The sequence below is a fragment of the Flavobacterium sp. UGB4466 genome, assembly GCF_903469665.1.
In the GTDB taxonomy this organism is placed as follows: Bacteria; Bacteroidota; Bacteroidia; order Flavobacteriales; family Flavobacteriaceae; genus Flavobacterium; species Flavobacterium lipolyticum.
This window is the reverse complement of record NZ_CAGKLC010000017.1, coordinates 44,457-70,039: the sequence shown is the minus strand read 5'-3', so window position 1 is coordinate 70,039 and position 25,583 is coordinate 44,457. Positions and strand designations below refer to the sequence as shown.

At 38.3% G+C, this 25,583-nt stretch carries 18 protein-coding genes; 11 read left to right on the top strand and 7 right to left on the bottom strand.

Annotated elements, in window-relative coordinates; genetic code table 11:
• Positions 1-267 precede the first annotated feature (267 nt).
• Both JO950_RS07040 and JO950_RS07035 read right to left on the bottom strand, forming a co-directional pair.
• Positions 268-1,536 (bottom strand): amidohydrolase family protein, encoded by a 1,269-nt coding sequence (locus tag JO950_RS07040; RefSeq protein ID WP_202702006.1) that lies wholly within the window; start codon positions 1,534-1,536, stop codon positions 268-270.
• Positions 1,537-1,539: 3 nt separating this feature from the next.
• Positions 1,540-2,595 (bottom strand): hypothetical protein, encoded by a 1,056-nt coding sequence (locus JO950_RS07035; protein ID WP_202702005.1) that lies wholly within the window; start codon positions 2,593-2,595, stop codon positions 1,540-1,542.
• A 516-nt stretch (positions 2,596-3,111) separates the two neighbouring features.
• Here JO950_RS07035 and JO950_RS07030 point away from each other — a divergent pair.
• The 7 genes from JO950_RS07030 to JO950_RS07000 all read left to right on the top strand — a co-directional run bounded on the left by JO950_RS07030 (position 3,112) and on the right by JO950_RS07000 (position 11,242).
• The gene (locus JO950_RS07030; RefSeq protein ID WP_237732303.1) at positions 3,112-4,038 is read left to right on the top strand and encodes a phytanoyl-CoA dioxygenase family protein; all 927 of its coding nucleotides are present in this window, start codon (positions 3,112-3,114) and stop codon (positions 4,036-4,038) included.
• A 486-nt stretch (positions 4,039-4,524) separates the two neighbouring features.
• Positions 4,525-6,912 carry a TonB-dependent receptor gene (locus JO950_RS07025; protein WP_202702004.1) on the top strand — a complete coding sequence of 796 codons (2,388 nt, stop codon included), beginning with the start codon at positions 4,525-4,527 and terminating at the stop codon, positions 6,910-6,912.
• Positions 6,913-6,940: 28 nt separating this feature from the next.
• Positions 6,941-7,657 (top strand): HmuY family protein, encoded by a 717-nt coding sequence (locus JO950_RS07020; protein ID WP_202702003.1) that lies wholly within the window; start codon positions 6,941-6,943, stop codon positions 7,655-7,657.
• A gap of 9 nt (positions 7,658-7,666) precedes the next feature.
• Positions 7,667-8,452 carry an HmuY family protein gene (locus JO950_RS07015; RefSeq protein ID WP_202702002.1) on the top strand — a complete coding sequence of 262 codons (786 nt, stop codon included), beginning with the start codon at positions 7,667-7,669 and terminating at the stop codon, positions 8,450-8,452.
• 14 nt (positions 8,453-8,466) lie between these two features.
• On the top strand, positions 8,467-9,213 hold the full coding sequence (locus tag JO950_RS07010) for a hypothetical protein (protein WP_202702001.1): 747 nt from the start codon (positions 8,467-8,469) through the stop codon (positions 9,211-9,213).
• A gap of 79 nt (positions 9,214-9,292) precedes the next feature.
• Positions 9,293-9,964 carry a hypothetical protein gene (locus JO950_RS07005; RefSeq protein WP_017497173.1) on the top strand — a complete coding sequence of 224 codons (672 nt, stop codon included), beginning with the start codon at positions 9,293-9,295 and terminating at the stop codon, positions 9,962-9,964.
• A gap of 246 nt (positions 9,965-10,210) precedes the next feature.
• On the top strand, positions 10,211-11,242 hold the full coding sequence (locus JO950_RS07000) for a hypothetical protein (RefSeq protein ID WP_202702000.1): 1,032 nt from the start codon (positions 10,211-10,213) through the stop codon (positions 11,240-11,242).
• A gap of 87 nt (positions 11,243-11,329) precedes the next feature.
• On the opposite strand, the gene JO950_RS06995 is transcribed toward JO950_RS07000, so the two are convergent.
• Positions 11,330-11,893 carry a DUF417 family protein gene (locus JO950_RS06995; RefSeq protein WP_202701999.1) on the bottom strand — a complete coding sequence of 188 codons (564 nt, stop codon included), beginning with the start codon at positions 11,891-11,893 and terminating at the stop codon, positions 11,330-11,332.
• 86 nt (positions 11,894-11,979) lie between these two features.
• A complete protein-coding gene (locus JO950_RS06990) occupies positions 11,980-12,831 on the bottom strand; it encodes an AraC family transcriptional regulator (protein WP_202701998.1) in 852 nt (283 codons plus the stop codon).
• Positions 12,832-13,076: 245 nt separating this feature from the next.
• On the opposite strand from JO950_RS06990, the gene JO950_RS06985 reads away from it, so the two are divergent.
• The 4 genes from JO950_RS06985 (at position 13,077) to JO950_RS06970 (ending at position 19,415) form a co-directional block, all read left to right on the top strand.
• Positions 13,077-13,439: a hypothetical protein gene (locus JO950_RS06985; protein ID WP_017497169.1), complete on the top strand. Its 363-nt coding sequence runs from the start codon at positions 13,077-13,079 to the stop codon at positions 13,437-13,439.
• Between the two features lie 224 nt (positions 13,440-13,663).
• Positions 13,664-14,764, top strand: coding sequence for an efflux RND transporter periplasmic adaptor subunit (locus JO950_RS06980; RefSeq protein WP_202701997.1), 1,101 nt, complete (start codon positions 13,664-13,666; stop codon positions 14,762-14,764).
• Between the two features lie 32 nt (positions 14,765-14,796).
• The gene (locus JO950_RS06975; RefSeq protein ID WP_202701996.1) at positions 14,797-17,910 is read left to right on the top strand and encodes an efflux RND transporter permease subunit; all 3,114 of its coding nucleotides are present in this window, start codon (positions 14,797-14,799) and stop codon (positions 17,908-17,910) included.
• An 8-nt stretch (positions 17,911-17,918) separates the two neighbouring features.
• Complete coding sequence (locus JO950_RS06970) at positions 17,919-19,415, top strand: TolC family protein (RefSeq protein WP_202701995.1); 1,497 nt, start codon at positions 17,919-17,921, stop codon at positions 19,413-19,415.
• 167 nt (positions 19,416-19,582) lie between these two features.
• Here JO950_RS06970 and JO950_RS06965 read toward each other — a convergent pair whose 3' ends face one another.
• From JO950_RS06965 to JO950_RS06955, 3 genes are all read right to left on the bottom strand, one after another.
• Positions 19,583-19,831 carry a hypothetical protein gene (locus JO950_RS06965; protein ID WP_017497164.1) on the bottom strand — a complete coding sequence of 83 codons (249 nt, stop codon included), beginning with the start codon at positions 19,829-19,831 and terminating at the stop codon, positions 19,583-19,585.
• 290 nt (positions 19,832-20,121) lie between these two features.
• Positions 20,122-23,073 carry an FAD-binding and (Fe-S)-binding domain-containing protein gene (locus JO950_RS06960; RefSeq protein WP_202701994.1) on the bottom strand — a complete coding sequence of 984 codons (2,952 nt, stop codon included), beginning with the start codon at positions 23,071-23,073 and terminating at the stop codon, positions 20,122-20,124.
• 146 nt (positions 23,074-23,219) lie between these two features.
• Positions 23,220-25,517, bottom strand: a complete 2,298-nt coding sequence (locus tag JO950_RS06955; RefSeq protein ID WP_202701993.1) for an aminotransferase class III-fold pyridoxal phosphate-dependent enzyme — start codon at positions 25,515-25,517, stop codon at positions 23,220-23,222.
• Between the last annotated feature and the right edge of the window lie 66 nt (positions 25,518-25,583).

Sequence of the window (25,583 nt, the reverse complement as noted above, 5' to 3'; positions counted from 1 at the left end):
AAATAAGCATTTACGCTACAAAACCTTCTGAATAAAAATACAATTATAAGAATTACAGTTCTAAAGGGCTGATTTCAGATCCTCTCTTTGCTCTTAACCTTTCAGGGCACTACTCCTACTTAACGTAGATCATATTACGTTGCTCGTTTCTTGTGCTTTTGAGCTTTCAGCCTTTATCGCAAAAAAAACCTCCAGAATCACTTGATTCTGGAGGTTAAAAAATTTCATCTCACTATATTAATTAAACAGTACGATTGATTAAAACCATTAAGGATAATACTTACTCTTCAAATAAGTATTAATATTATTCTTTGCCATTTGATCCCATAAAGAGTTTCCGCTGTTAAGTATCTTATCTGAAGCATAATTTCTAAATCCCTGCACCGCAACTTGTTCCAAACTGTCTTTCTCCGTCATGAAATAATCGGTACCGAACAATATTTGATTGCCATAGGGTTTATTAGCCTCATCAAAAAACACTTTATAAAGCGCATTATTTTCTTTTAGAAGACATTCGGCGACATCATACGATATGTCTGTGTAAACGTTTGGATGCTGAACCATCAGATTTTGTATCTGACTGAACCAGTTCTTTCTTAACACCCCGTAAGGATTGATTTGTTTGTTCTCTGTATTATTCTTTTGTATTACTTGTATTTGCTTCACTCCACCAAAATGTGCAAAACATATTTTAAGGTCTTTAATGGTATTCAGCATAGACTCATACGAATGTGGCTCGAGAAAATAAGAGCAGCTGCTTCTACAACTAGTCCGTGTTTGGCCGTTAAAGAGATTTCCAAAGAAACCTCCTTTCTCCTCAATAAATTTAGGTACTCCGTACACATTTCCGGTATAGGGATCAACAGGATTTAAATTTCGTATAATGTAATTCTTATCATAGTTAAAAATTCCACCCAGATAATAGGTGTGTGTCATTATCGGAACACCATTGTCGGCAGCCCATTCCATCGTCTTTCTAAGTTTTGTGTCAAAGGCATAATGTCCGGTACTTGGATACATTTTTAGTCCCTGAAACGGATATACATACGTTCCGCCTACTTCAATTTTAGTTTCGAAATATCGCTCTACTGTTTTCTGAATTTCATCTCCACTGCTTTTCCATCTTGGATCAAGTCCGAAAAAAGGCAGAATATTGGTAGGGTATTTTCTTTTGATATCAATCACTTCCTCTATTTGCCCTTCAAAACCGCTAACAGATCTGCCAACACCTAAATATTCCAAGTTTTGACACAGCGTAATAAACTGAAATGTTTCGTTAGGGTATCGGGACATTAAATCTTCAAAAATATCGGTTTGATATTTACTTTTACCGATTTGAAGAAAGGTAGCATATCTTTTGGCCATTCCTTTATTACTGCTTGCCAATTGTCTAATTAGCCATGCCCCAAGGTTGGTGTTCGTAAAATTATCAACTCCTTTAGCCAAAAATGGAGGCATATACAATTCCAGAAAGTTTTTTGGCGCATTATTCATGGTGAATATGTGCGTATGAGCATTTTTGTAATTATTTTCCATAATCTATACTTCTTTAATTACTGTTTGCGCTGTAGAAGTTGCTTTTTTCAGAATATCAAACCAAAACGGAGCTCCTAAACTTGCCGCAAAGGCTGAAATAATGATCCCCAGTATTTTAAGCAGAATACAAGAGAAGGTGAAACAATCTTTTTCTGAACTGCTTTTCACATCAGCACATTGTGCTTTTTTCCACCCAATAGGCAAATCTAAATTGGTTTTTAAACTATCTATTTGTTTGGATAAACCCTTAATATCTTTTTTGGTTGAATTCAGGGCTGCTGTATCAGTTGCTGTGCCTTGTCCCGGTGTACCATATTTCGCGCTGAGTACTTCTAATTGCATCTTGTTCTTCGTATAATAATCAATCATGGCGGTTCTTGCCGTTGGATTAGTATCATAATACTTAAACAAAACGATACTGTCAATATTAATGATACAGCTCACCAGAAGCCCGATAATGAACAAGCGCTTTCTGGAGAGTTTTTTATACCATACACTGGTTCGGTCACTAAACTGATCAAACCAAATCGTAACTTCTTTAATCAATTCTTCATAAAGAACCTTTTCTGCCGCCCCATTTGCCGCCCCGGAAGCTCTAATTTTGGCTTTGTTCATGGCGTTCTTCAACATCAAAATCAAATCGCTTTGCCCCAAATAAGTAATCGCAAACTCAAAATTATTCAGCAGGTCATTGCTGTACTTCTTTTCATGGTTTACTTCATCGTCCTGAAGCAGTATTTTAGCTGCCTGAGCATTAGCAACGGTATCCACCAGTACTTCTGCCAAAGTTTTGGAAGTAATTTCGGTTGGAGGTGCTTTTTCCGATTTCGTCAATAATCTGATGTTGCTGTTGTTGTACATTAACAATCCCCAATTGATCTGATTGGAAAAATCAAAAAGCTTTTCAATAATTTTACTTCTGAAAAACCGGCCTCTTTCACTTTTTATCTGTACCGTTAGTTCAAGAATCATACTGCACAATAAAGCAAATAACGCCCAGCTTATGATCAGTGAAATAGCGACCTGAACAATAGTGGAGGAAAAAAAACTGATGTCCATTATCTCTGAATTTAAAGTTTTGCTTACTCTTTAAAGGATTTTTAGCATACTCCTTACTGGATGACCTTGGAAGGTGAAAATTCAACTCTTAACTATGAAAAGAGGTGAAAAAATTAGTCGCTTATAATCAATTTATTATCCCATAAACCACCAACAAGTATAAGTAAAAAACTGCAATTATTAATACGTAAATACACCTGTTTTATTCCATTTTGTGAAGTGATAAATAAATCGGATCTTAGATTTTCCGTATTTTGTTCTTTAACGGAGTGTAGCTATAATGTGTGAGATGTGAGATGAAAGATGTGAGATGCAAGATGTGAGATGCAAGATGCAAGATGTGAGATGCAAGATGCGGAGCGCAAACCATAAACTATAAACCATAAACTATAAACCATAAACTATAAACCATAAACCATAAACTAAAGACAAAAACACGTATTTTTACTTTTAGCAGACCGCTTTAAATACCTTACTTTTGAAAGTATTGATTCATAAATAATAAAAACTACCGAAATGACAGACTCACTAACTGTTCTTGAAAAGTTATGGAAACGCACTTTACAGCTGGACGGTTCAACCGTTCAAACTGATGACGAAACCTGGAATGCAGAAATTAAAGCCTTGTTCCAATTGGGTATTGGTATGGAAGACACTTTACAGTATTTGTATTTTGAAAAACCTGATTTTGATACTTTTAAAATCTGGATCAGCAACAGAAAACGAAACATCAATTATGAATCTGAAGGTATTGCCACTGATGTTCTCTCGCAGGAAGATCTGGAATTCTGGAATGAAAACGGTTATGTGGTTCTAAAAAATGCTATTCCGGAGAAAGATTGTGAAGACACGCAACGTGCCATTTGGGATTTTCTGCAAATGGATCCTTTTAAAGAAGACAGCTGGTACGAAAGACACGAAGATCAAAAAGGTCTAATGCTTAATTTTTCAGATCATGAGACTTTAAACCGAAACCGATTTTCGGCCAAAATTAAAAGAGCGTACGAACAACTGTACCGTACAGATCAAATTTATAAAACGATCGATAAAGTAAGTTTCAACCCGCCGGAAACCAGAGATTTTACCTTCTTGGGAAGTCCGCTTCATTGGGACATGAGTTTAAGACAGCCCATTCAGTTTGAAATACAGGGACTACTCTACCTCACCGACTGCGGACCTGAAGATGGTGCTTTTCATTGTGTTCCCGGATTTCATAATAAAATAGACGATTGGTTAAACAACCTTGATCCGAATGTCAATCCCAGAGAAGAAGCTATCAAAACCCTGAAATCGGAGCCCGTGCTTGGAAAAGCAGGTGATTTTATCATCTGGAACAGTGCATTGCCTCATTGTGCCACACCTAATAAGGGTCAGAACCCACGCATGGTGCAGTATCTTACTTATTTACCAAACGATCACAATATTGCAGGAGAATGGATATAGACGTTTTCTCCTAATGGCAACCTCGCTAATCTCATTTCATTTCGAAATGAGATTTTTTTTAAAACTCTATTGTCAACAGAACAGCTCAGTTGTAACACCATTTAAAATCCAAAACAGATAGTATTTAAAATTTTCAAAAGCTATTTTCTCTTGTTTTGAGACGATTTTGTAAGAACCGGCACCTAAATAACCCAAAAGAGCCACTGTATTTTGTGCTTTTTCACCTCTTTTATTCTGTTAAATTTTTCTTAAAAAAAGAACTTAACTTACGTATTCTTTAAACATCTAAAAGACTAATAAACAATTAGCTAAAACCTTTTATCTGAAGTTTAAATTCACATTGATAATCTTTTACCTACTTAATTTCCGCCCATTCTGTAAAAAAAATACTATTACTACATTATTAATTATTATTTTTACACAGTCTAAATAAGAATAATGGTTAAATAATGCTCTTATTTCTTTAGACAATGGATAACACTAAGAATGAAAAACAAAAATACCAACGCCCCTGTCCAAAAAATAATACTTACTTGTTTGCTTGTTTTGTATATAAGTTTTGTTCAGGCTCAAAACAGTTCCGATTTTAGCGGTTTTGTCTATCATGCCGGAAATCCGCTTCCAAAGGTTCTCGTGACACTAGAGTCTTCAGGTAAGTCAGTACTATCAGATCGTACGGGGTACTTTTCATTTAGCGGTGTATCCAATGGAACCTACAACATCAGGATCACCACTATGGGATTTAAAGATTACATCCGACAGATTGTTTTGAATGGCTCCGCTATCAAGCCATTGCACATTACTATGGAGCCGGGTATTGATCTGAATGAAGTAAGCGTAAAAGGTCGTTCCAAAAAGAGTAATCCCGAAAGTCTTGTCAATGCTCAGTATAGTGCAATGCCCGTAACCATTATTGATCGTAAAACCATTGAATTAATGGGTAGCCGAAGACTTGATGAGGTTTTAAAAGAGCAAACCGGAATTGCCATTGTCAACAATATTAGTGGTGGAGCAAGATCTGTAGGTGTTCAAATGCAGGGCTTTGGCAGCGAATACATTATGGTACTTATTGACGGTCAGCCTATGGTGGGACGCAACAATGGTAACTTCGATCTCTCAAGAATCAGTGTGTCTAACATTGAACGCATTGAGATCATAAAAGGAGCGTCTTCCAGTCTTTATGGCAGTGAAGCATTGGGCGGTACCATTAACATTATTACCCGACACGGCGTAGTTGATCCGCAGCTACAGACTTCTGTAAGTTATGGTTCATTGAACATTCTTGATGCCACTGTTGAAGGTGAAACTCCATTTGCACAAAATAAGGGAACTGCCAATTTAGCGGCAAATTATTATCGAACCGACGGTTTTAATACCAATTCAAAATACATTAAGGGAACCACTTCTCCACCCTACGACAATTATAGCTTACAGGGAAGATCGCGTTACCAAACCGGTGTTAACAGTTATTTAAATCTAAGCGGTCGTTACGGCCTGCGTCGTTCTTTTATGCAAAAGGATTTTGGTCTTGGACACATTTCCGGAGATCATCAGGACGAGCAGGATCTTAACCTTTCTCTTTCGTTCGATCACCGTTTTAATACTAATTTAAGAAGTATTACGCGATACTACCTCACCCATTATACTGCCGATATGAGTGTGGCCTGGCAGCAAAGCAATAATGCTGTTAGTCAGGATGTTTTTAAACAGACTCTTCACCGCGTAGAACAGCAATTCTCCTACAGCAATAACAATTCGTACCAGCTTGTTGGCGGGATTGGCGGAAGTCTGGAAAATATGAACGATAAGTCACTCAATGGTATCAATTCTCTACAGACTTTTTTCTCTTATGTTCAGGGTGAATGGTCTCCTGTTCAGAAAGTAAAAGCTGTGGGCGGACTCCGTTACGATCATACTAATAATTTTGGAGGAAGACTCAATCCCAGTTTTGGATTGCAATACTTTATTACGTCTAAACTGACTTTTAAAACAGGCATTGGGACAGGATTTAAAGCTCCTGATTTCAAAACCAATTACCTCGTTTTCTTTAATCCTAACGGAAATTACCTGGTGATAGGTAATGCGGTTCTCGCTCCTACACTACAGCAGTTAAAAGAGGACGGTCAGATTAGTGAAATCAGGCAATACGTACTCAATCAAACTGCCGGAAATCTTCAGGCCGAAAAAAGTACTTCGTACAATGCAGGATTAGTTTTAGAACCTTCCAAAAAGTTTAAAATAGAAGGAAATCTTTTTTATCATAAAATAACCAATCAAATCAATAGCATTCAGGTCGCTACAGGAATCAATAATCAAATTATTTATACGTATCAAAACCTGCCGAAAGCTGTTAACAAAGGATTTGAAATTGCTTTAAAACTCAGTCCGATAAAGAACCTCGAAATAAGTGCCGGTTATCAATATTTAATTGCTAAAGATCTTAGTATTAAAGACAGTATCAGTGCGGGTAAATGGCCTTATAGCCAAAACATACATGATCCTGCAACCGGTAATTCGTATAAACCCCGTCCGTCTGATTACTGGGGTATCGAAAATCGTTCCCGCCACATGGCCAATACCTCCATTTTCTATCGTTATAATCCGTGGAAACTTAATGCAAATATCAGGGTTAATTTTAGAGGTAAGTATCCTTTCGGAGATCGAAACGGCAATCAATTCATTGACAAATACGACATTTTTGTGAAGGATTATTGGCTTACGAATGCCAGTATCGAAAAACAACTGTTAAAAGAGCATCTCAGTATTCGAATCACAGCTGATAACATTTTCAACTACACCGATCCACTAATGCCCGGACAGCCCGGAAGAATAATACTTGCCGGCATAAGCTATCGTTTTTTTAAAGATCAATAAAACTATAATCTCCCTTAAATATTTCATCATGATAACAAATAATAGATTCAAAAAATGGCCTTTACTACTACTTATTCTAAGTATGAACTTTCTTTCGTGCAGCAGCACTGACGAAAATCCAACAGCCGCTTTGACGGATGGTAAAAGCACCGTAGTTTCAGATCTTGCCGGAGATACCGGAGCTTCTATGAGCACCGACACAAAGGGCAAGGAAAAAAGAAGTTTCCATACTTTTCTTTTTCGCTTTAGCGATCAGAAACAAATCTGGCTGCATACAAAAGCAGATTCTTTACAATTCATGAAAACAAACGACTGGGACATTGCTTTTACAGGGCCTTACAATAGTGAGGTTTTTATAAACAACACAAAATACCAGTACAATCCCGGTTACGGCGGTCCGGCAAAAAACACAGCGGTAATACTATTGAAAGAGGCTTATAAAAATGTCAATCAGGCACCTTCAGATACTGATTTTAACAACAGTGAAGTTACTAAAATCGGATGGTCTTCCTCTGAAAGCTCTGCGGGTTGGTTTTATTACAGCCTGAGCAGTCATATCATGCAGGCTATTCCGGATCGTACTTACGCGTTACGTCTGCCTAATGGAAAATATGCAAAACTACAACTCATAAATGCTTACAAAGGCAATCCCCCTGCTGTAACTGATTTAAACTGGCCTGCTCCCTATTTTACTTTCAAATACTTTGTACAGCAGGACGGAAGTAAAAATTTAAATACCAATTAATTTAACAACATGACAAAAATCAAAACCCTAACCCCAAAAATGCCCGCAACCTTACTGGTCATTTTTCTCCTAACTGTTTTGTTTACAGCCTGCTCAGCAGACGAAAATAAGGCAACCGATCCGAAAACCGAAATTCCTTCAACCGGTTTATTCTATAAAGTAATACAGGTCAAAAACTATCAAGGGAGTACTTCTGATGCAAATCCTACTGCTCCTTCAGCAACACTTTACTACAGTCTTGAAGAAAATAAAGCTGTAGAAGGATCTTATAAAAAAACCCGCAAATGGGATCTGGCTTTTGGCGGGCTTTACGCGAGCTTTTTATCCGGAAACAATGGAAGTAACTCCCAAAACAACGGCTCTCTTGCGGGAGGTGTTGGTGGAATCACAATTGTAGCCAAACCTTTTAACGAAGTTGTCGATATTCCTGCAGACAGTCAGTTTAAAACCGGAATTGACCTTATCGGTACTGATGATGCGGGCTCATTTGGAAACGGAACAGGATGGTACTTGTATGATTTTGGAGGCGAAGTGGTATCGGATGGAAAAAATCCGCAGAAAGCACATGTGGCTTATGCACTTGGGGAATCGTTAAAAATTGCAAACGGGACTGTAATTCCGGCCAGAACGATTATCCTGAAAACCGCTAACGGTAATTACGCAAAAATCAAAATGATATCTGTTTATAAAGATGTATACAGCGCTAAAGATTGGTTTAAAGACACTCCACACATGTATTACACTTTTGAATATGTAATGGTACCAGCGGGAAGTACCAAATTTGAAATCCGATAATCAATTTAATTCACATGAATAGTAAAATTACCCCATTAAAAACAACTTTATTTTCTTCAGCTTTTACACTACTTACTTTGTTAACAGGATGCAGCAGTGAGGAAGAAAGATGGACAGATGTAAAAGAAGCACCCATTACAGAAATAGTTACCGGTCTGGATGCTAAGAGAATTATATCTTTTCGTGTAACCAATCCGGGCACCACTCAGGCCATTCATAGTGCTGTAAATAATCTCAAAAAGACCATTACAGTTTACCTGCCTTCTTATTATGAGTATCAATATCTTGAAGCTGCCATAACATTACCGGCAAATACCACTATTTCTCCTGCCGCAAAAGAACTGATACCTGTTTTTAGTAAAACTCCGGTAACCTATACCACAAAGGCAGCAGACGGAACAACCGCGGTTTACACAGTGAACGTTGTCATACAACAGCCTAAATTAGTCGTAAATGAAGTATCAAGTCCAACAGAAACTTTCTCGATTAGTACCGATAGTCCGCTTACGGTAAAAGGGCAAAACTTCCTGCCGTCTTATGAGGTGACAAAAGTATTTGTGGTAGACGCGCAAGGCAACAAAAAATGGCAGATGAAACAATACAATGAAGGTCTTGATATTGGAAGTTTTTATGTCATGTATGTTTTTGCAGATGCTGCCAATACAACTGTACCTCTTCAACCGGATACCGATTACTGGTTAATGATGGAAAGTTACAATCTGTCAACTACCATGAAATATCCGTTCAGGATCACCAATTAAATTTAAGAAAATAAAAAATGCCTGTTTACACTGCGAGGGTAATGAAAGAAGCCAATTAATCTATCAAATATAAATCATTATGAAAAAAATAATTCTATCAATTTTAGCAGTGGCTGCTATTTCATTTACATCTTGTAGTACTGACGAACAAAATGCCGAAACACAAGCGGTAGCAAAAGAACAATCGCAAGGATCCAATTTAACTAAGAAATCTGCTTTAGCTCTTTGTACAGTTACTTCTACCTCTGTTACGGTAAACAGAACTGCTGCACCGTCTTCTACCTATACGAACTGGACTCCTGTTGCGGCTGCAATTGGAGGTGTTAACGTTCAATGGGAAGGTATTTACGGAGGGTCAATCCGTCCGGTAGGTAATGCCGGTAAATGGTATGTGGGTACTGTTAACTTAAATCAGACTTGCGACGACTGGGATAGCTGGAACTCTGCTATTGTAGTTAAAAACGCATCTGGTAATGTGGGTACTTCACCTGCAGATCCGTACAATGTGTTAGGATACAACGGAACTATATCCGGAGCAAATTATGGCTTAGGATACTACTCTTACAACATCCTTACACATGTTATGACTCCTGCAAAAGCTATTGTAATCTGGAGAACTAATTCTGGTACAAATTCACAATCAGTTACTAGTCCTGCATCAGCATTAGAAGCTTACCTGGTTAAGGTAACCAGTATTACTCCGGGATCTTCAAACAGTACTGTAAACTATAACTGGACTCAGGTAAAATAATTAACAACAGCGTAAAAAAAGAACATGGGAGCACGAAATAGATAAAAGTAACTGCAGCAAATGCTGACCGGCGATCGACTGCAAAATACCCTATTCCCTAAATCATTCCCCCATGACCACAAACGGCTCTGTAAAATTACCGTAAGCATTGTAAAACAGGCATTTTAAAAAATAATAGCCCGCTTATTCAATAAGTGGCAAAACTAATAAATAAAATCAAGTAATAATTACATAGACAACACAATCATGACTAAAAGAATACATAATCCTGTCTTTTTATATCAAATGACCCTGCTTTTTATAGCATTGGCATGTGTTTCGTGCGAAACGGAGTATATCGACAAGGTAAATACTATTCCGGCCGATGTTATTAAAGTTCCGGGTTACACCCATATTGAATCTTTTACCATCAAGGATACTGAAAACAATGCGATTAGTGCCGCTCTGACTGAGGAAAATATAGTAATTACCTGGAGCAACCACATAACACTTCCCGAAACGGTTAAACCGGAAATCATTCTGGGTACCGAGGCTACTATCTCTCCAGCATCTGGTGCAGAGGTAGCTTTTAAAGACGGTACCGTTTATACCGTTACATCAAAAGCAGGTACTACAAAAAAATACACCCTAAAAATAGATTTCAGACAAAAGGAACCACGAACATGGGCCTCGACTCAGGAAGAGCCACTAGCCAAAGGTTTTATGGCAAAAATGACCAATCGTGGTACGAGCGATCCGGCGATCATCAATGATTTATGGATGAGCCTTAAAGATACCAGAGTTTACTTTGTATCTGCTGCCGATCAAAAAACAGAATACACAGCAGAAATCGTGTACTTAGGCAATGGTGAAACGACAGCGCCTTTTCTTGAGTATGGAGTATATTACTTTCTTCCGGAAAATATGCCGCTGGGATTATATGATCTTCGCATTAAAAATGGAGCTTACACCCTTCAGAATGCCAGTGTAGAAAACAGATTTAAGATTGAAGTAACAGAACCTGACTATTTCAAAACAGAGAGATTTGGTTTTCCAACTACTAAACGTTCAGGAGAAACTCTTGAAGTGCGAGGCGGTTTATTAAATGAGCTTACGGCAGTAGAAGTTTACAATACCAGTAACACTGCTGTCACCTATCCTTTAGAAATTGTAAGTCTTTCTTCTTATAAAGCCGTACTGAAAATTCCTGCCGGAGTTCCTGTCGGAGCATACAACAGAATGAGATTTAAAAGAGGTACTGCAACCTCAAATCTAAGTTATGCCGTAACCGTGCAATAGTTTTAAAGCTTTAATAATTGAAAATGCAAAAGCCTTTAGCTGCCCTGAGCACTAAAGGCTTTTCTGGTATTACTGTGATTTAGCTTTTTAAGACGGTCTCTTGAGATACAATGCGGCCGATTCGCTCATCGTAATTAAGGAAGCTCCCAGAATCACAATGTCTTTTAGAACCAAACGTCCTCTGCCTGACAAATAAGGAAAGCCATATTGCTCATCCGTTAAATGTGGTACCCAGCTTTCGGGTGTTGTGACTAAAAAAGATAATGTTCCTATAGTCAGTATAAAAACCAATATACTTCCGATCAGACTTGCCAAAGGTGCCCATTGATGAATCGCTACCAGAATTCCTATTCCGATTAACAAAATTCCAAGACCATTGGCAAACCCGTACGTATTATTGGCGATCTGCCATTCATGGTTTTCGGTAACCAGCTCCCCTTCCTTATTGACAAATTCTTTGTACTCGGAGGGCTGATTGTAAAAGAAAGACATAAAAGGGCTGTTGGCTACAAAAGGTACAATTCCGTCTGCTTCGTAGGTAAAGAACTTAAGTCCGCCAATCCATAAAAAAACAATTACGATTCCGGCACGTACTGCTTTTTTTCCCAACTGATCTAAATTTGCAATTGTATTCAAAATGGTATTTTTCATTGCTGTAGTTTTTAAATTATTTGTTTTTAAATAACACAGCAAAACTACCGTTCAAAGGTTTGGTAAAGAATGGACGAAAAAGGATATTAACTAGACAAATCTGCCACGATCGAGATTCCGGTTGTTTTTCTGAAAGTTTGCGGAGAAATGTTTGTCCTTTTTTTAAAGACCCTGCTAAAATAGTATTCGTCCTGAAACTTCAAAGCAAAAGCAATTTCTTTAATACTCATTCTGGTCAGGTGCAGGTGTTTCTTAGCTTCAAGAATTTGTCGTTCCTGAATCATTTGCGTTGGAGTTTTATGGAAGCGTTTTCTACATTGTTTGGTAAAACTATTGGGAGTCATCGCTAATAAGGACGCATAATCACTTGGTTTATGAAGGGTTAGAAAATACTCCTCCAAAAGCAGCCTAAACTGATCCATTTTTTCATCTTTTTGAAGTTCCTGCTTCTCCATGCTGTTCATTTTGATACTGCTCGATTTGGCTAAGAACAACTGAATATAAGCTCTCAATACAATCTCGGATGGAGTTTCCTGCTTTAGTTCATCCGTAATCTGATCCATTAATTGTGTGTATAATTGATGCTGTTCAACCGTTAATAGTATAGAAGGTTCTAAATATATATTATTGAAAAGTAAACCGTTACAAGCAACTTCATTCCTGTGATACTCAATGCAATAGAAGTCACCATGAAATTGTAAAACACTATATACAAGAGGTTTAATTTCTTTTATATAAATAGATTGTTGAGGTGTTGAGAACAAAAGAACCGGGCCTCTAAAATGAAAAGAGGCAAAATCAGCATGAAAAATCCCCTCGCCTTCACTAACGAATAAAACAGTATACTCGCTAAACTGAACAGGTGTACTCAAAACAAATTGTTCTGATCGATCTGTTCCTAATAAAAATGTGCCCTGTTGGGAGAATACTTTATTCATTTCAATAATTTTAATGCTTCTTTGTCATTTTACAAAATTAAGAATGAATTCTGTTTTTATAACATCAAGCCTCTATAAAACCGTCCTAAAAATGAATGGTGTCTTTCCGGAATGTTATCCTATCCTCAATTTTTAATATTTTCTTAAAATTTTAAGAATCCTTTATTTTGCAAATGCCTATATTTGGCCCATATCAAATAGAAGTTGTCTTTACAGATGACAAGCTACAATTTTTTACTGCATACATGAAACCACTAAAGTTCATAGGTATTATTTTGCTGTTCTTACTCCCTTTTTTAAGTGGAGGAGAATCTGGTAAACATACTGCTGAACTTACGATTTGTCAGCTTCAGGAAAACTTCACTGCTTCAGAAGTACCTCAATTTTCGTCTTCCGCTTTGGTTAGTCCCAAAGATCTTGACATTCATTTCATTGTCAAAAAGAAGATCAAACACCGTGCTACAACTTCAGACAGCAGTACTTTAAAAACACCGTACTATACCAAATTAGTACCATTCAGAATTTTCAAAAATCGCTTAATTTATGGTATGGCCACTGTCTACCAGATTCAGCGTCATACCCATCTGCACCTGTACCAGTTATTCTAGGTCATAATCCGTTTCATTTTTATATTCCTCTTATGCAATGCACTTTCTGTGTTTTATTGCAAAGGACAGCTTGTGATATAAAAAAATTCTATCCAAACGTTACTGCTCTCTAAAAGCAGTAGTCGTTACAATATCCCTTATTTAACATTTAAATTATTCACGACTCCCTGCAAATCAATGTTGGGGAGCACCTTCATTTATATACCCCTATTTAAAAATTCATTATGAACACTACAAAAAATCAATTCTTGTTAATTGTTTTATCTGTTTTATTTCTGAGCTCTTGTGGAGATAAAACCAAAAAAGAGACTTCGAAAATCAAGACACTGCCCGTCTACAAAGTCACCTTGCAGGACACCATCGTTTCTAACCGGTTTGTGGCTGATGTGCACGCCAAAAACAATGTAGAAATACACGTTCGCATTCCCGGGTTACTGGATAAGGTTTATGTGAGCGAAGGGCAAAAGGTACAAAAAGGGCAACTGCTCTTTAAAATCAGTGATGTCGAGCTGCAAATACAATTACTAAAAGCTCAGGCTGTCTACAAAAGTACCATGGCAGATCTGAGAATTGCTACAGTCGAGCTTGAGCAGGCACAAACCCTGTTTAACAAGAAAGTAATTGCCGACAAAGAACTGGAACTTTCAAAAGCCAAGTATGAAGCCGCTTCTGCCAAAGTTGCCCATGCACTTGCCGAACGAAAAGCAATCAATCAGCAGATTAGTTTCACCACTATCAGGGCTCCTTTTGACGGAACGATCGATCGTATCCCGTTCAAAGAAGGCAGTCTTGTAGAAAATGGCTCCCTGCTGACAACGGTTTCTCAACTGGATGATATCTACGCTTACTTTTCGATCCCTGAAAACATCTATTTTCAAATGATGACCGACAAAACTCTGAACAAATCAGGTGGCGACATTAAACTGGAATTACCAAATGGAGTCGTTTACAACCAAAAAGGCGAATTAAGAACTGCCGACGGTGAAATTGACCGACAAACAGGTTCTATTCAGTACAAAGCAAAATTTCATAATCCGCAAGGTTTTATCAAACACGGAACATCGGGAAAACTAATTATATCAGAACCTAAAAAGAATGTGATTCTAATTCCGCAGAAAGCTGTTTTTTCGATTCAGGACAAACAGTTTGTATTTCTTGTCAACAAAGAAGGAATTGTAAAAATGACCAACATTAGTATTGGAAGCACGCTTGACGATGTATTTATCCTCAACAAAGGATTAAAAAGCGACGACCTGATTGTACAAGAAGGAACTCAATCACTGCGGGACGGTGACAAAATTAACATCCAAAACGCAAGCTTATAGTTCCTTATTAATTAGTATCAAAAAAATATAAAATGATAGAGTTATTTATCAAACGAAAAATACTATCGTTAATCATTTCGGTTATGATAGTACTCCTTGGTATACTGGCCTTGTTTCAGTTGCCTATTACACAATTTCCTGATATTGTTCCGCCATCTGTAACGGTAACGGCTAAATATACAGGAGCCAATGCCGAAGTTTCGGCCAATGCCGTCGCACTACCCTTGGAGCGCGCTATTAATGGTGTTCCGGGTATGACTTATATGTCAACGGTTACGTCAAACGACGGTCTGACGCTGATACAAGTCTTTTTTGAAGTGGGAACCGATCCCGATTTGGCAGCCGTAAACGTCCAAAACCGTGTGACTACTATACTCGATGAGTTGCCGGAAGAGGTAATTCGTGCCGGAGTAACGACCGAGAAAGAAGTGAACAGTATGCTGATGTACCTGAATATTACGAGTACGGATAAAACTCAGGACGAGCAATTTATCTTTAACTTCACCGATATCAACATTCTACAGGAACTGAAACGTATAGATGGTGTCGGACGTGCTGAAATTATGGGACAAAAAGAATACTCGATGCGGGTATGGCTTGATCCTCAAAAAATGCTCTCTTATGCTATATCGGCAAATGAGGTCATTGCTTCTCTTCAAAAACAAAACATCTCTGCTGCACCCGGAAAAGTAGGTGAAGGCTCCGGACAATTGGACAATCAGCTTCAATATGTGATCAAATACGGAGGGAAATTTTACGAACCCAAACAGTATGAAGAAATTCCGATTCGTGCCAATTCAGATGGAACCATCCTAAAATTAAAAGACATCTCTAAGATCGAATTTGGATCGATGAGTTACGGAATGGTTTCCAAAACCGATGGTAAACCGTCTGCTTCTATCATGCTAAAACAGCGTCCGGGTTCAAATGCTTCTGAAGTAATTGCCAGCGTAAAAGAAAAAATGGCCGAACTTCAAAAGACTTCCTTCCCTCCCGGAATGGATTACAATATTGCTTACGATGTATCGCGCTTTCTGGACGCATCGATCGATGAGGTTTTAAAAACACTTGTCGAAGCCTTTATCTTGGTAGCCTTTGTGGTTTTTATATTCCTTCAGGACTGGCGTTCTACTTTAATACCGGTTTTAGCCGTACCTGTAGCGCTTATTGGATCATTTGCTTTCATGTCGATGATGGGCTTTTCGATCAACCTGCTAACCTTGTTTGCTTTAGTACTATCGATCGGAATTGTGGTCGACAACGCCATTGTAGTCGTCGAAGCCGTCCACGTTAAAATTTCCGAAGAACATATGGCTCCACTTCCGGCAACCATAAGTGCCATGAAAGAAATTACGGGAGCAGTTATTGCCATAACGATAGTAATGAGTGCTGTGTTTATTCCTGTTGCCTTTCTTAGCGGTCCGGTTGGAGTTTTCTACAGACAGTTTTCTTTAACCATGGCGATTAGTATTGTGATCTCAGGTATCAATGCACTTACTTTAACTCCTGCGCTCTGTGCTATATTGCTTAAACCGCATAATCCGGACGAGAAGAAGACTTCTTTACTGAATCGTTTCTTCGACGCTTTTAATAAATGGTTTGATAATGTAACGGCAGGTTATATCAGAATACTGGCCAAATTTGCAGACCGTACTACCGTTACAGCCGGATTATTGGTTTTATTCTGTCTGCTTACCTGGGGAACCAGTAAATTTGTTCCAGGTGGATTTATTCCTTCTGAAGATCAAGGAATGGTTTATGTAAGTGTGACTACACCTCAGGGCGCCACGGTAGAACGTACTGAAAAAGTACTGGATGAGGTTACCCGATTAGCCAAAGAAATTAAGGGTGTCGACAACGTGACCACTCTTGCCGGATACAGTATTGTAACCGAAATTGCAGGAGCTTCTTACGGAATGGGAATGATCAATTTAAAAGACTGGAACGATCGTGATATCTCGGTAAACGAATTCATCACCAAACTGGGAGAGAAAACAAAGAACATTTCTGATGCTCAGATTGAGATTTTTGCACCGCCAACGGTACCCGGTTTTGGAAATACAAGTGGGTTTGAACTTCGCTTACTCGACAAATCGGGTGGAACGATTACTAATACCGATGCCGTAACCAAAAATTTCATCAAGGAACTCAATGCTTCACCTGAAATACAAAACTCTTTTACCAGTTTTGATGCTACTTTCCCCCAATATTTGATTCATATTGATTACGATCAGGCTGCCAAAAAAGGAGTTTCGGTAGACAATGCGATGTCGACTCTGCAAACGATGCTGGGTTCTTTTTATGCGACTAATTTTATTCGTTTCTCACAAATGTATAAAGTAATGGTTCAGGCCAGTCCTCAGTTTAGGAAGAATCCTGAAAGTATTCTGGATATGTATCTTAAGAATGATGCCGGCGAAATGGTTCCGTTCTCTACTTTCATCAAATTAGAACGTGTGTATGGTCCCGAAGTTTTAACCCGATACAACATGTACATGTCGGCTATGATCAACGGAGAACCTGCTGACGGATACAGCTCCGGTGAGGCAATTGCCGCTGTGGAGAAAATCGCTGCCGAAAAACTTCCGAGCAGGTTTGAACTGGAATGGTCGGGTATGACACGTGAAGAAATCCTGTCGGGGAATCAGACGATTTACATTTTTGCTTTATGTATACTGTTTGTCTACTTACTTCTTGCTGCCCAGTACGAAAGTTTACTACTTCCGTTTCCGGTACTTTTAAGTTTACCTGTGGGAGTGTTCGGATCGTATCTCGCGCTGTTAATGGTGGGACTCGACAATAATATTTATGCTCAGGTAGCACTCGTCATGCTGATCGGGTTGCTCGCCAAAAATGCCATTCTGATTGTAGAATTTGCGATGGCGCAGAACAAAATTGGACGGGACATCACGGAGGCTGCCATCGAAGGAGCCCGACTGCGTTTCCGACCTATTTTAATGACTTCTTTTGCTTTTATTTCAGGGCTGATTCCTTTATGTATCGCCTCGGGTGCGGGAGCCGTTGGTAACCGTTCGATTGGTACAGCCGCCGCGGGAGGAATGTTCATCGGAACGGTGTTTGGACTTGTTATCATACCGGGTCTTTATATACTGTTTGCCAAATTTGAAAAAGCACTGAAAAAATAAATACAATAATGAAAAAATCACTAAATCAATATAAAGCAGTTACTGATCAAAACTATAAGTTTAAGTCGTTTTCACTCTTATTGGTAACCGGAATTCTGTTATTCACAGCTTGTTCTGCTCCAAAAGTTAATGATAATCTGGCTGCTAAAGCACTGCCTAAAAATTTCGATGTTACTTCAAAAAAAGCTACTGACAGCGGAACAACTTTTGTTCCGCTGCAAACAGCCACTTATTTTAAGGATCAAAAATTAGAACAATTATTAGACAAAGCGATGGCTCAGAATCCGGATTATTTAATCATGGAACAGCGTATCTTAATAGCCAACTCGCATCTGAAAGCAGCTAAACTGGCTTTATTGCCTTCATTGGATTTTCAGGCCGATGCTTCAGGAACCCGTTATGGTAAATATACTATGGAGGGTGTTGGAAACTTTGATACTAATTTGTCTCAAAACATATCCGACAAACAACGAATTGCAACGGCTACTACTCCTAACTTTTTCCTGGGAGGAAAAGTATCCTGGGAAGCTGATATATGGGGAAAACTAAGCAATAGGAAGAAAGCGGCACGTGACCGATATTTTGCCTCTCAACAAGGAATGCGATTGCTGAAGACTAAATTGTTAGGCGATATTGCAGAGCTGTACTACGAATTAGTAGCCTTAGACAAACAAGCACTAATCTACAAGCGAAACCTTGACACACAACAGCAGGCACTGCATACCGTTTCGGCACAGCGATCTGTTGGAAAAGCAACAGAACTTGCCGTACAGCAATTCAATGCGCAAAACAACAATATACTGGCTGAGGCAGAACAATTAAATCTTAAAATCAATCAGGCAGAAAAGGCACTACTTACGCTGCTTGGAGAATACGGCGGAAAAATCGAAAGAAACACTGATTTTTCATCGGGTTATCTTAAAGTCTTAAATCAAAAAATAAGTGTAGACTCTATCATACACAAAAGACCCGATGTATCAGAAGCTTACTTTGAATTGAGGGCTACAAATGCAGATGCTAAAGCGGCTCGTGCAGCCTTCTTTCCCACTCTAAATTTAGGTGGATACGTAGGAATGAACTCTTTTTCTTTGAGTACTTTTTTTGACAGCGGTTCGTTTGCCTGGCAACTATTAGGCGGAATCACTGCTCCGATTTTCAATAAAGGACAAATCAAACAGGAATTTTTTACTGCCAACCGAAGACAGGAAATTTCTTTTCTTCAATATCAAAACACCATTACAACCGCTTATAATGAACTAAGTGCTTTACTGCACCGAACTGAAGCTTTTGAAAATGTGCTGAAATATAAATCTAAAGAGATTGAACATCTTGAAATTGCTGTAAATGTTTCCAATGATTTGTATCTGAGTGGTTACGCCAATTACCTTGAAATCATCAATGCGCAAAAAAACAAATTGCAGGCCGAACTTGATTTTGTAGATATTCAGTTGAAAAATGCAAATGCACAGATCTTACTTTACAAAGCTTTAGGAGGTGGGATGTGATAAACATTCTGTTTCAGGTTTCAAGTTTCAGGTTTTAGATTTTAGGTTTCAACTTGAAACTTGAAACTTTGACTTTGGACAAACTATTTTAAAACAAAGAATCCCGTTTCGGTATAGAAACGGGGTTCTTGTTTTTTATGCATTATTTATCGTTTACTGCAAAAGTATTATTTGTAAAACGAGATTGTATCGGTTAAGTTTTCTCTGTGTATAAAAGCTGTAATAAACTCCTGAACTTCGTTAGTACTTTCAGATCGTGTTTCAAAAGAGTTAATATGAAATTCATCATCCTGATCCAGAATATGTATGATTTCTGTATACCCTTTAGAAATTAAACTTCCTTTAAGTTTTATAATGTTCAACTGTTGGCGACCATCTAATTCCTTGCGAACTTTTAGTTTTATAGCTTTTTCCATAATAGATGTTTTAAAATGACAAACCTTTAACCTCTACTCAAATTTAAATATTATTCTTTTGAATGCTTGTTAAAAAAACAAACATAAGCTATTATTTATCAACAAACTATAAACAATTGATTAACAAGTTGCCACAGTCCTGATTAGCGGAGATGAAAAAAATCATTCGTTACAAACTATTCTACTATACTTTTTGTTTTTTTGAAAGTTAAATACCTTAATTCCAGTTACAAAACCTATGTTTCTACGTTTTCGAATTATTTAAAAACTAAAAATCAAGCCGCTACGACCTATTTTAACGCTTTGTACAAGATCTCAACCGGATGTTGTGCTTTTCTACCCGTACCATCAGCAATCTGATGTCTGCAGCTGGTTCCGGAAGCAGAGATTAAAGTGGCTTCTTCTTCAGAACGAATGGTTGGAAACAAAACCAACTCGCCAATTTGCATCGACAACTCATAATGTTCTTTTTCATAGCCAAAAGACCCAGCCATACCACAGCAACCACTCGGAATGTTCAAAACGGTATAATTTTCAGGTAAAGCCAGTATTTTTTTAAGGGGCACCAATGACGATAAGGCTTTTTGAAAACAATGTCCGTGCATGCGTATACGTTCCTGCCTATCGGTAAAATTACTTGAAGAAATTCTGCCTTCTTCCAGCGATTTTGCCAAAAATTCCTCGATCAGAAAAGCTTTTGCAGCAGTTTTTTTTGCTTTCACTTTTAATTCTCCTCGGCATAAATCGGGATATTCGTCCCGAAAAGTTAAGATCGCCGAGGGTTCAATTCCAATCAGAATACCATCCTGTGGAATCGCCTGCTCAAAATCCTTAATATTTTGTTCTGCAATTTCACGTGCTTCTTTTAGCATTCCTTTCGAAAGGTACGTCCTGCCGCTAATCCCTATTTTTGGAATTTCGACCTGATACCCCAAACGATTCAGTAATTGTACCGCGGTCTGCCCTATTTCGACATCATAATAATTTAAAAATTCATCATTGTACAGGTATACTTTACCATTGCTAAAATTACCCTTTTGACGATACGTCTTCATCCACTTGGCAAAAGTAATTTTATGCATCAAGGGTAATTTTCGTGCTGTAGCAAAACCTGTTGTTTTCTTAACCACATTCCCAAAAGCCCCTTTTGTAGATAAATTATAGATCCAAGGAATCGCAGCAAACCAGCTGTTTATTTTAGGAGTATTTCCGATAAGTCTGGAACGAAATTTCACTCCATTTTTATCATGATAGTGTTGTAAAGTTTCAGCTTTTAATTTGGCCATATCCACATTCGAAGGACATTCTGATTTACAGCCTTTACAGCTCAAACACAAATCCAATACGGCAACAAGATTGTCATCGTCAAATTTATTAGCTTTTGTTGAGTTGGTTATCGTCTCTCTCAGCATGTTTGCTCTGGCGCGTGTGGTATGTTTCTCATCACGTGTGGCCATATAACTCGGACACATGGTACCCCCACTTTTTTCGGTTTTTCGGCAATCTCCGGATCCGTTACACATCTCGGCAGCACGCAAAATTCCATTGTGTTCCGAAAAATCAAAATAAGTTTCTGGCATCGGGGTATCCTGTCCGGCAGTGTACCTTAAGTTTGTATCCATCGGTGGTGTGTTCACAATTTTGCCGGGATTGAAAATACCCCACGGGTCCCAAACTTCCTTAATCTGAACAAACAATTGATAGATTTCCTCGCCTAACATTAATGGAATAAACTCACCTCTTAACCTTCCATCTCCATGTTCACCGCTTAAAGAGCCTTTGTATTTTTTAACCAAATGCGCAATGTCTGTTGCAATAGTTCTAAAAAGCACCGTCCCTTCTTCGGTTTTTAAATCAATAATAGGACGAAGATGCAATTCTCCTGTTGCTGCATGCGCATAGTGTACACAGTTTAGATTTCGTTTTTTTAGAATAGCATTAAAATCTTCGATAAAATCGGGTAAATCGTTTACATCTACCGCTGTATCTTCAATTACGGCAACCGCTTTGGCATCACCGGGAATATTAGACAGCAAGCCCAATCCAGCTTTGCGCAAAGCCCAGACTTTATTGGTATCTTCACCATAAACAATTGGGAAATGATACCCTAAATTTTTAGAACGCAGCAAAGCTTCCATTTCTTTGGCAATGGTGTCAATTTCTTCAGGAGAATCTCTTAAAAATTCAACGGCTAAAATCGCCTGAGGATCGCCTTTTACAAAAAAACGATTCTTACTTTGTTCAATATTTTCTTTTGTACATTCCAGAATATAGTGATCGATTAACTCCACACTGTCCGGTTGAAATTTTAAAGCCTCAATATTGGCTTTAAGTGATTCATTAATACTTTCAAAATGAATGCACACCAATGCAGAATAAGGTTTTAACGCGTCGACCAAATTTAATTTTATAGCAGTCGAAAAGAACAAAGTTCCTTCTGATCCTGCTATTAATTTACAGAAGTTGAATTGCTCTTCTGAATCTTTAAAAGGCATTGTATCGGCCAGTAAATCTAAAGCATAACCGGTATTTCTTCTGGGAATTGATTTTTTAGGAAAATGATCTTCAAACAAAATTTGGTTTGATGCTGACGATAGTATTTCTTTGACCTGAGCATAAATGGCTTGTTCCAATGGACTTACGACGTTAATTCCGTTGCACTTATCTTCAAATTCAGCGTTGGTTAACGAGCCAAATGTGACTTCGTGGCCATCGGCCAAAAAGCCTTTGATTTCAAGCACGTGTTCGCGGGTCGACCCATAAATAACCGATCTCGCACCGCAGGCATTGTTGCCCACCATTCCGCCAATCATACAGCGATTGCTGGTCGAAGTTTCAGGCCCGAAAAACAACTTATAAGGTTTCAAATGGAGGTTCAGTTCATCACGTATAACTCCGGGCTCAACCCATGCCGTTTTAGCGATTTCATCGACCGATATAATTTTGGTAAACTCCTGTGAAATATCTACTATGATTCCGTTCCCCACAACCTGTCCCGCCAATGATGTTCCGGCAGCGCGCGGAATTACACTGCTTTTATGCTCTCTCGCAAAAGCAATAATCTTCTGAATATCTTCTTTTGTTTTTGGAACGGCAACTGCGAGCGGCATTTCTTTATAGGCACTCGCATCAGTGGCATAAAGCAAGCGCATGGTATGATCGTAGAATAATTTACCTTCTAATTGTTTTTCCAACTGTTCTAAAGGAACAGAACTATCGGAAAAGACATTATTGTTATTCATTTTTATTCTTTTATTAATTGCAGTTTGTCATTTCGAGGAACGAGAAATCTTCGCAAGAAAGTCGACAAAGTATTTCAATCTTTGCAGAATATTGACGTGAAGATTTCTCGTTCCTCGAAATGACAATATTGTGTGTTATTAGGTACCTACAATTCGCTCAAAGCAATATCTAATAATCGCACCATTTCATCAGCGTTTTGTTTGCTGAATGTCATAGGAGGTTTTATTTTCAAAACATTGTGCAAAGGACCGTCTGTGCTCAATAAATAGCCATGGGCTTTCATTTTTTCTACTACAAAATCTATTTCAGAAACAGCAGGTTCCATGGTTGATCTGTCTTTTACCATTTCGGCACCAATAAACAGACCATGTCCGCGAACATCACTAATAATTGGATATTTTGCCATTAACTTTCTAAGACCATCCATTAAATGATTACCCGTTTCCAGAGCATGCTGCTGCATTTCTTCCTCCTGAATCACATCCAATACAGCCAATCCTGTAGTCATCGATACGGGATTACCGCCAAAGGTGTTAAAATACTCCATTCCGTTATTAAAGGCATCCGCAATTTCTTCTGTTACAATCACCGCAGCAAGAGGGTGTCCGTTACCAATTGGTTTTCCTAATACCACGATATCCGGAACTACATTTTGTAATTCGAAGCCCCAAAAGTGGTCTCCGATTCGTCCAAATCCAACCTGAACTTCGTCGGCAATACAAACCCCACCGGCGGCTCTGACATAATCATACGCTGTTTTTAAATAATTTTCCGGTAGCGGAATCTGACCTCCTACTCCCAATAAAGTTTCACAGATGAATACCGCAGGAGCTTTATCCTCTTCTTTCAAGTCCTCTATAATTCTTTGTACATCGGCAGCATATTTTTCTCCCGCATTGGTATCACCATATTTATAAGGGCCGCGATACAAATCAGGATTAATCGCCTTGTGTATCCAAGGCATTTGGCCAAATCCACCTTTACTGTCAAATTTATACGGACTCATTTCCATCGCAACGGTAGAAGTTCCGTGATAAGCATGATCCAATACAATAATATCTTTTTGTTTGGTAAAATGACGGCTCATTCGAATCGCCAGATCATTGGCCTCACTACCCGAGTTCACAAAGTAACAAACGCTCAGTTTTGAAGGTAATGTTGCTGTCAGTTTCTCGGCATAGGCCGTAATCGCATCATTTAAATAGCGGGTATTCGTATTTAAAGTGGCAATCTGTTTCTGCATTTTTCGAACCACGACCGGATGACAATGTCCCACATGCGAAGGATTATTGACACAATCTACAAAGGTTCGTCCTTTATCATCATACAAATATTGCAAAGCACCCTTCACAATTTTCAATTTGTCCTGATAACCAATGCTTAAATTACGTCCTATTTTCTTTTTTCGAACTTCCAATAAATCACTGTAATCATCCGCAGTAATTACTCCTTCAAAACCACAGGCTTTTCTAAAAGCATCCTGTGCTTTGATTGGATTAATCTGAATCAGTTTAAACAATAAATTCCACGCCGGTTTTTCGGTTATAAAATGATGTTCGTTGTTGCTGTCTAATGAAGCATTGTAAGCCGATTGTGTTACACTGATACAAAGTCTTCCGGCAATCAGATAATACAATACATCCAATTCCTGCTCGGTTAAAGCATACGATTTATGGTATCCTTCAACGATTAATGCTGCAACGGCCACCGGATCTTCTTCATCCAGCATGGCATACGTACAGGCTATCGCTAAGTTGTTGATTAAAGCAGTATACACCATATCACCAAAATCGATTAAACCGCTGACACGATTGTCCTGTACCAGTACATTATAATCATTGGCATCGTTATGCACATAAGCATGACGCAAGCGATGCAATTGAGGCAAGACTTCGGTATCAAACTGCAACAGGAAATAGCCGGAAATACGTCTTTTTTCGTGATTTAGAATGTATTTTAAATTGTCCGCTGCTTCACTCGCACGACTGATGTCCCAAGTATAATTGCGGTGCATGGCAGGATGTGAGAAATCTTGCAGAGCATGATCCATCTTTCCTAAAAAGCTTCCCAGATCATATTGTAATTCTTTTGTTTTAGCTTTTTCATCCACCCAAAAAACACCTTCCAAAAAGTTCAGTATTCTGATATAGTAGGTTTGAGAATTACTAACAATTTTAGTCAGTTCTTCTCCATGTTTATTGATACTGAAATGCTGAAAACAATTTGAAACAGGGCTCTTTTTTAGATGCTGAATGATATTGATCTGCGCTTCTAAAAAAGGAAAAGGGTGACTTTCGTTTGATACTTTTAGAATGTACTTTTCATTCTTCTCATTCGATAAAAGAAAGTTCAGTTCATCATATCCATTTAATGCTTTTACGGTAACGTTTAATCCGTAATGTTCTTTTACTAAATCCTGAATAGTTGCTTCTGAAAAAATCATTGATACTATATTAAAATTGTTTCTTATTTTTTTGCCGCGAAATTCACAAATTAACGCGAATTATTT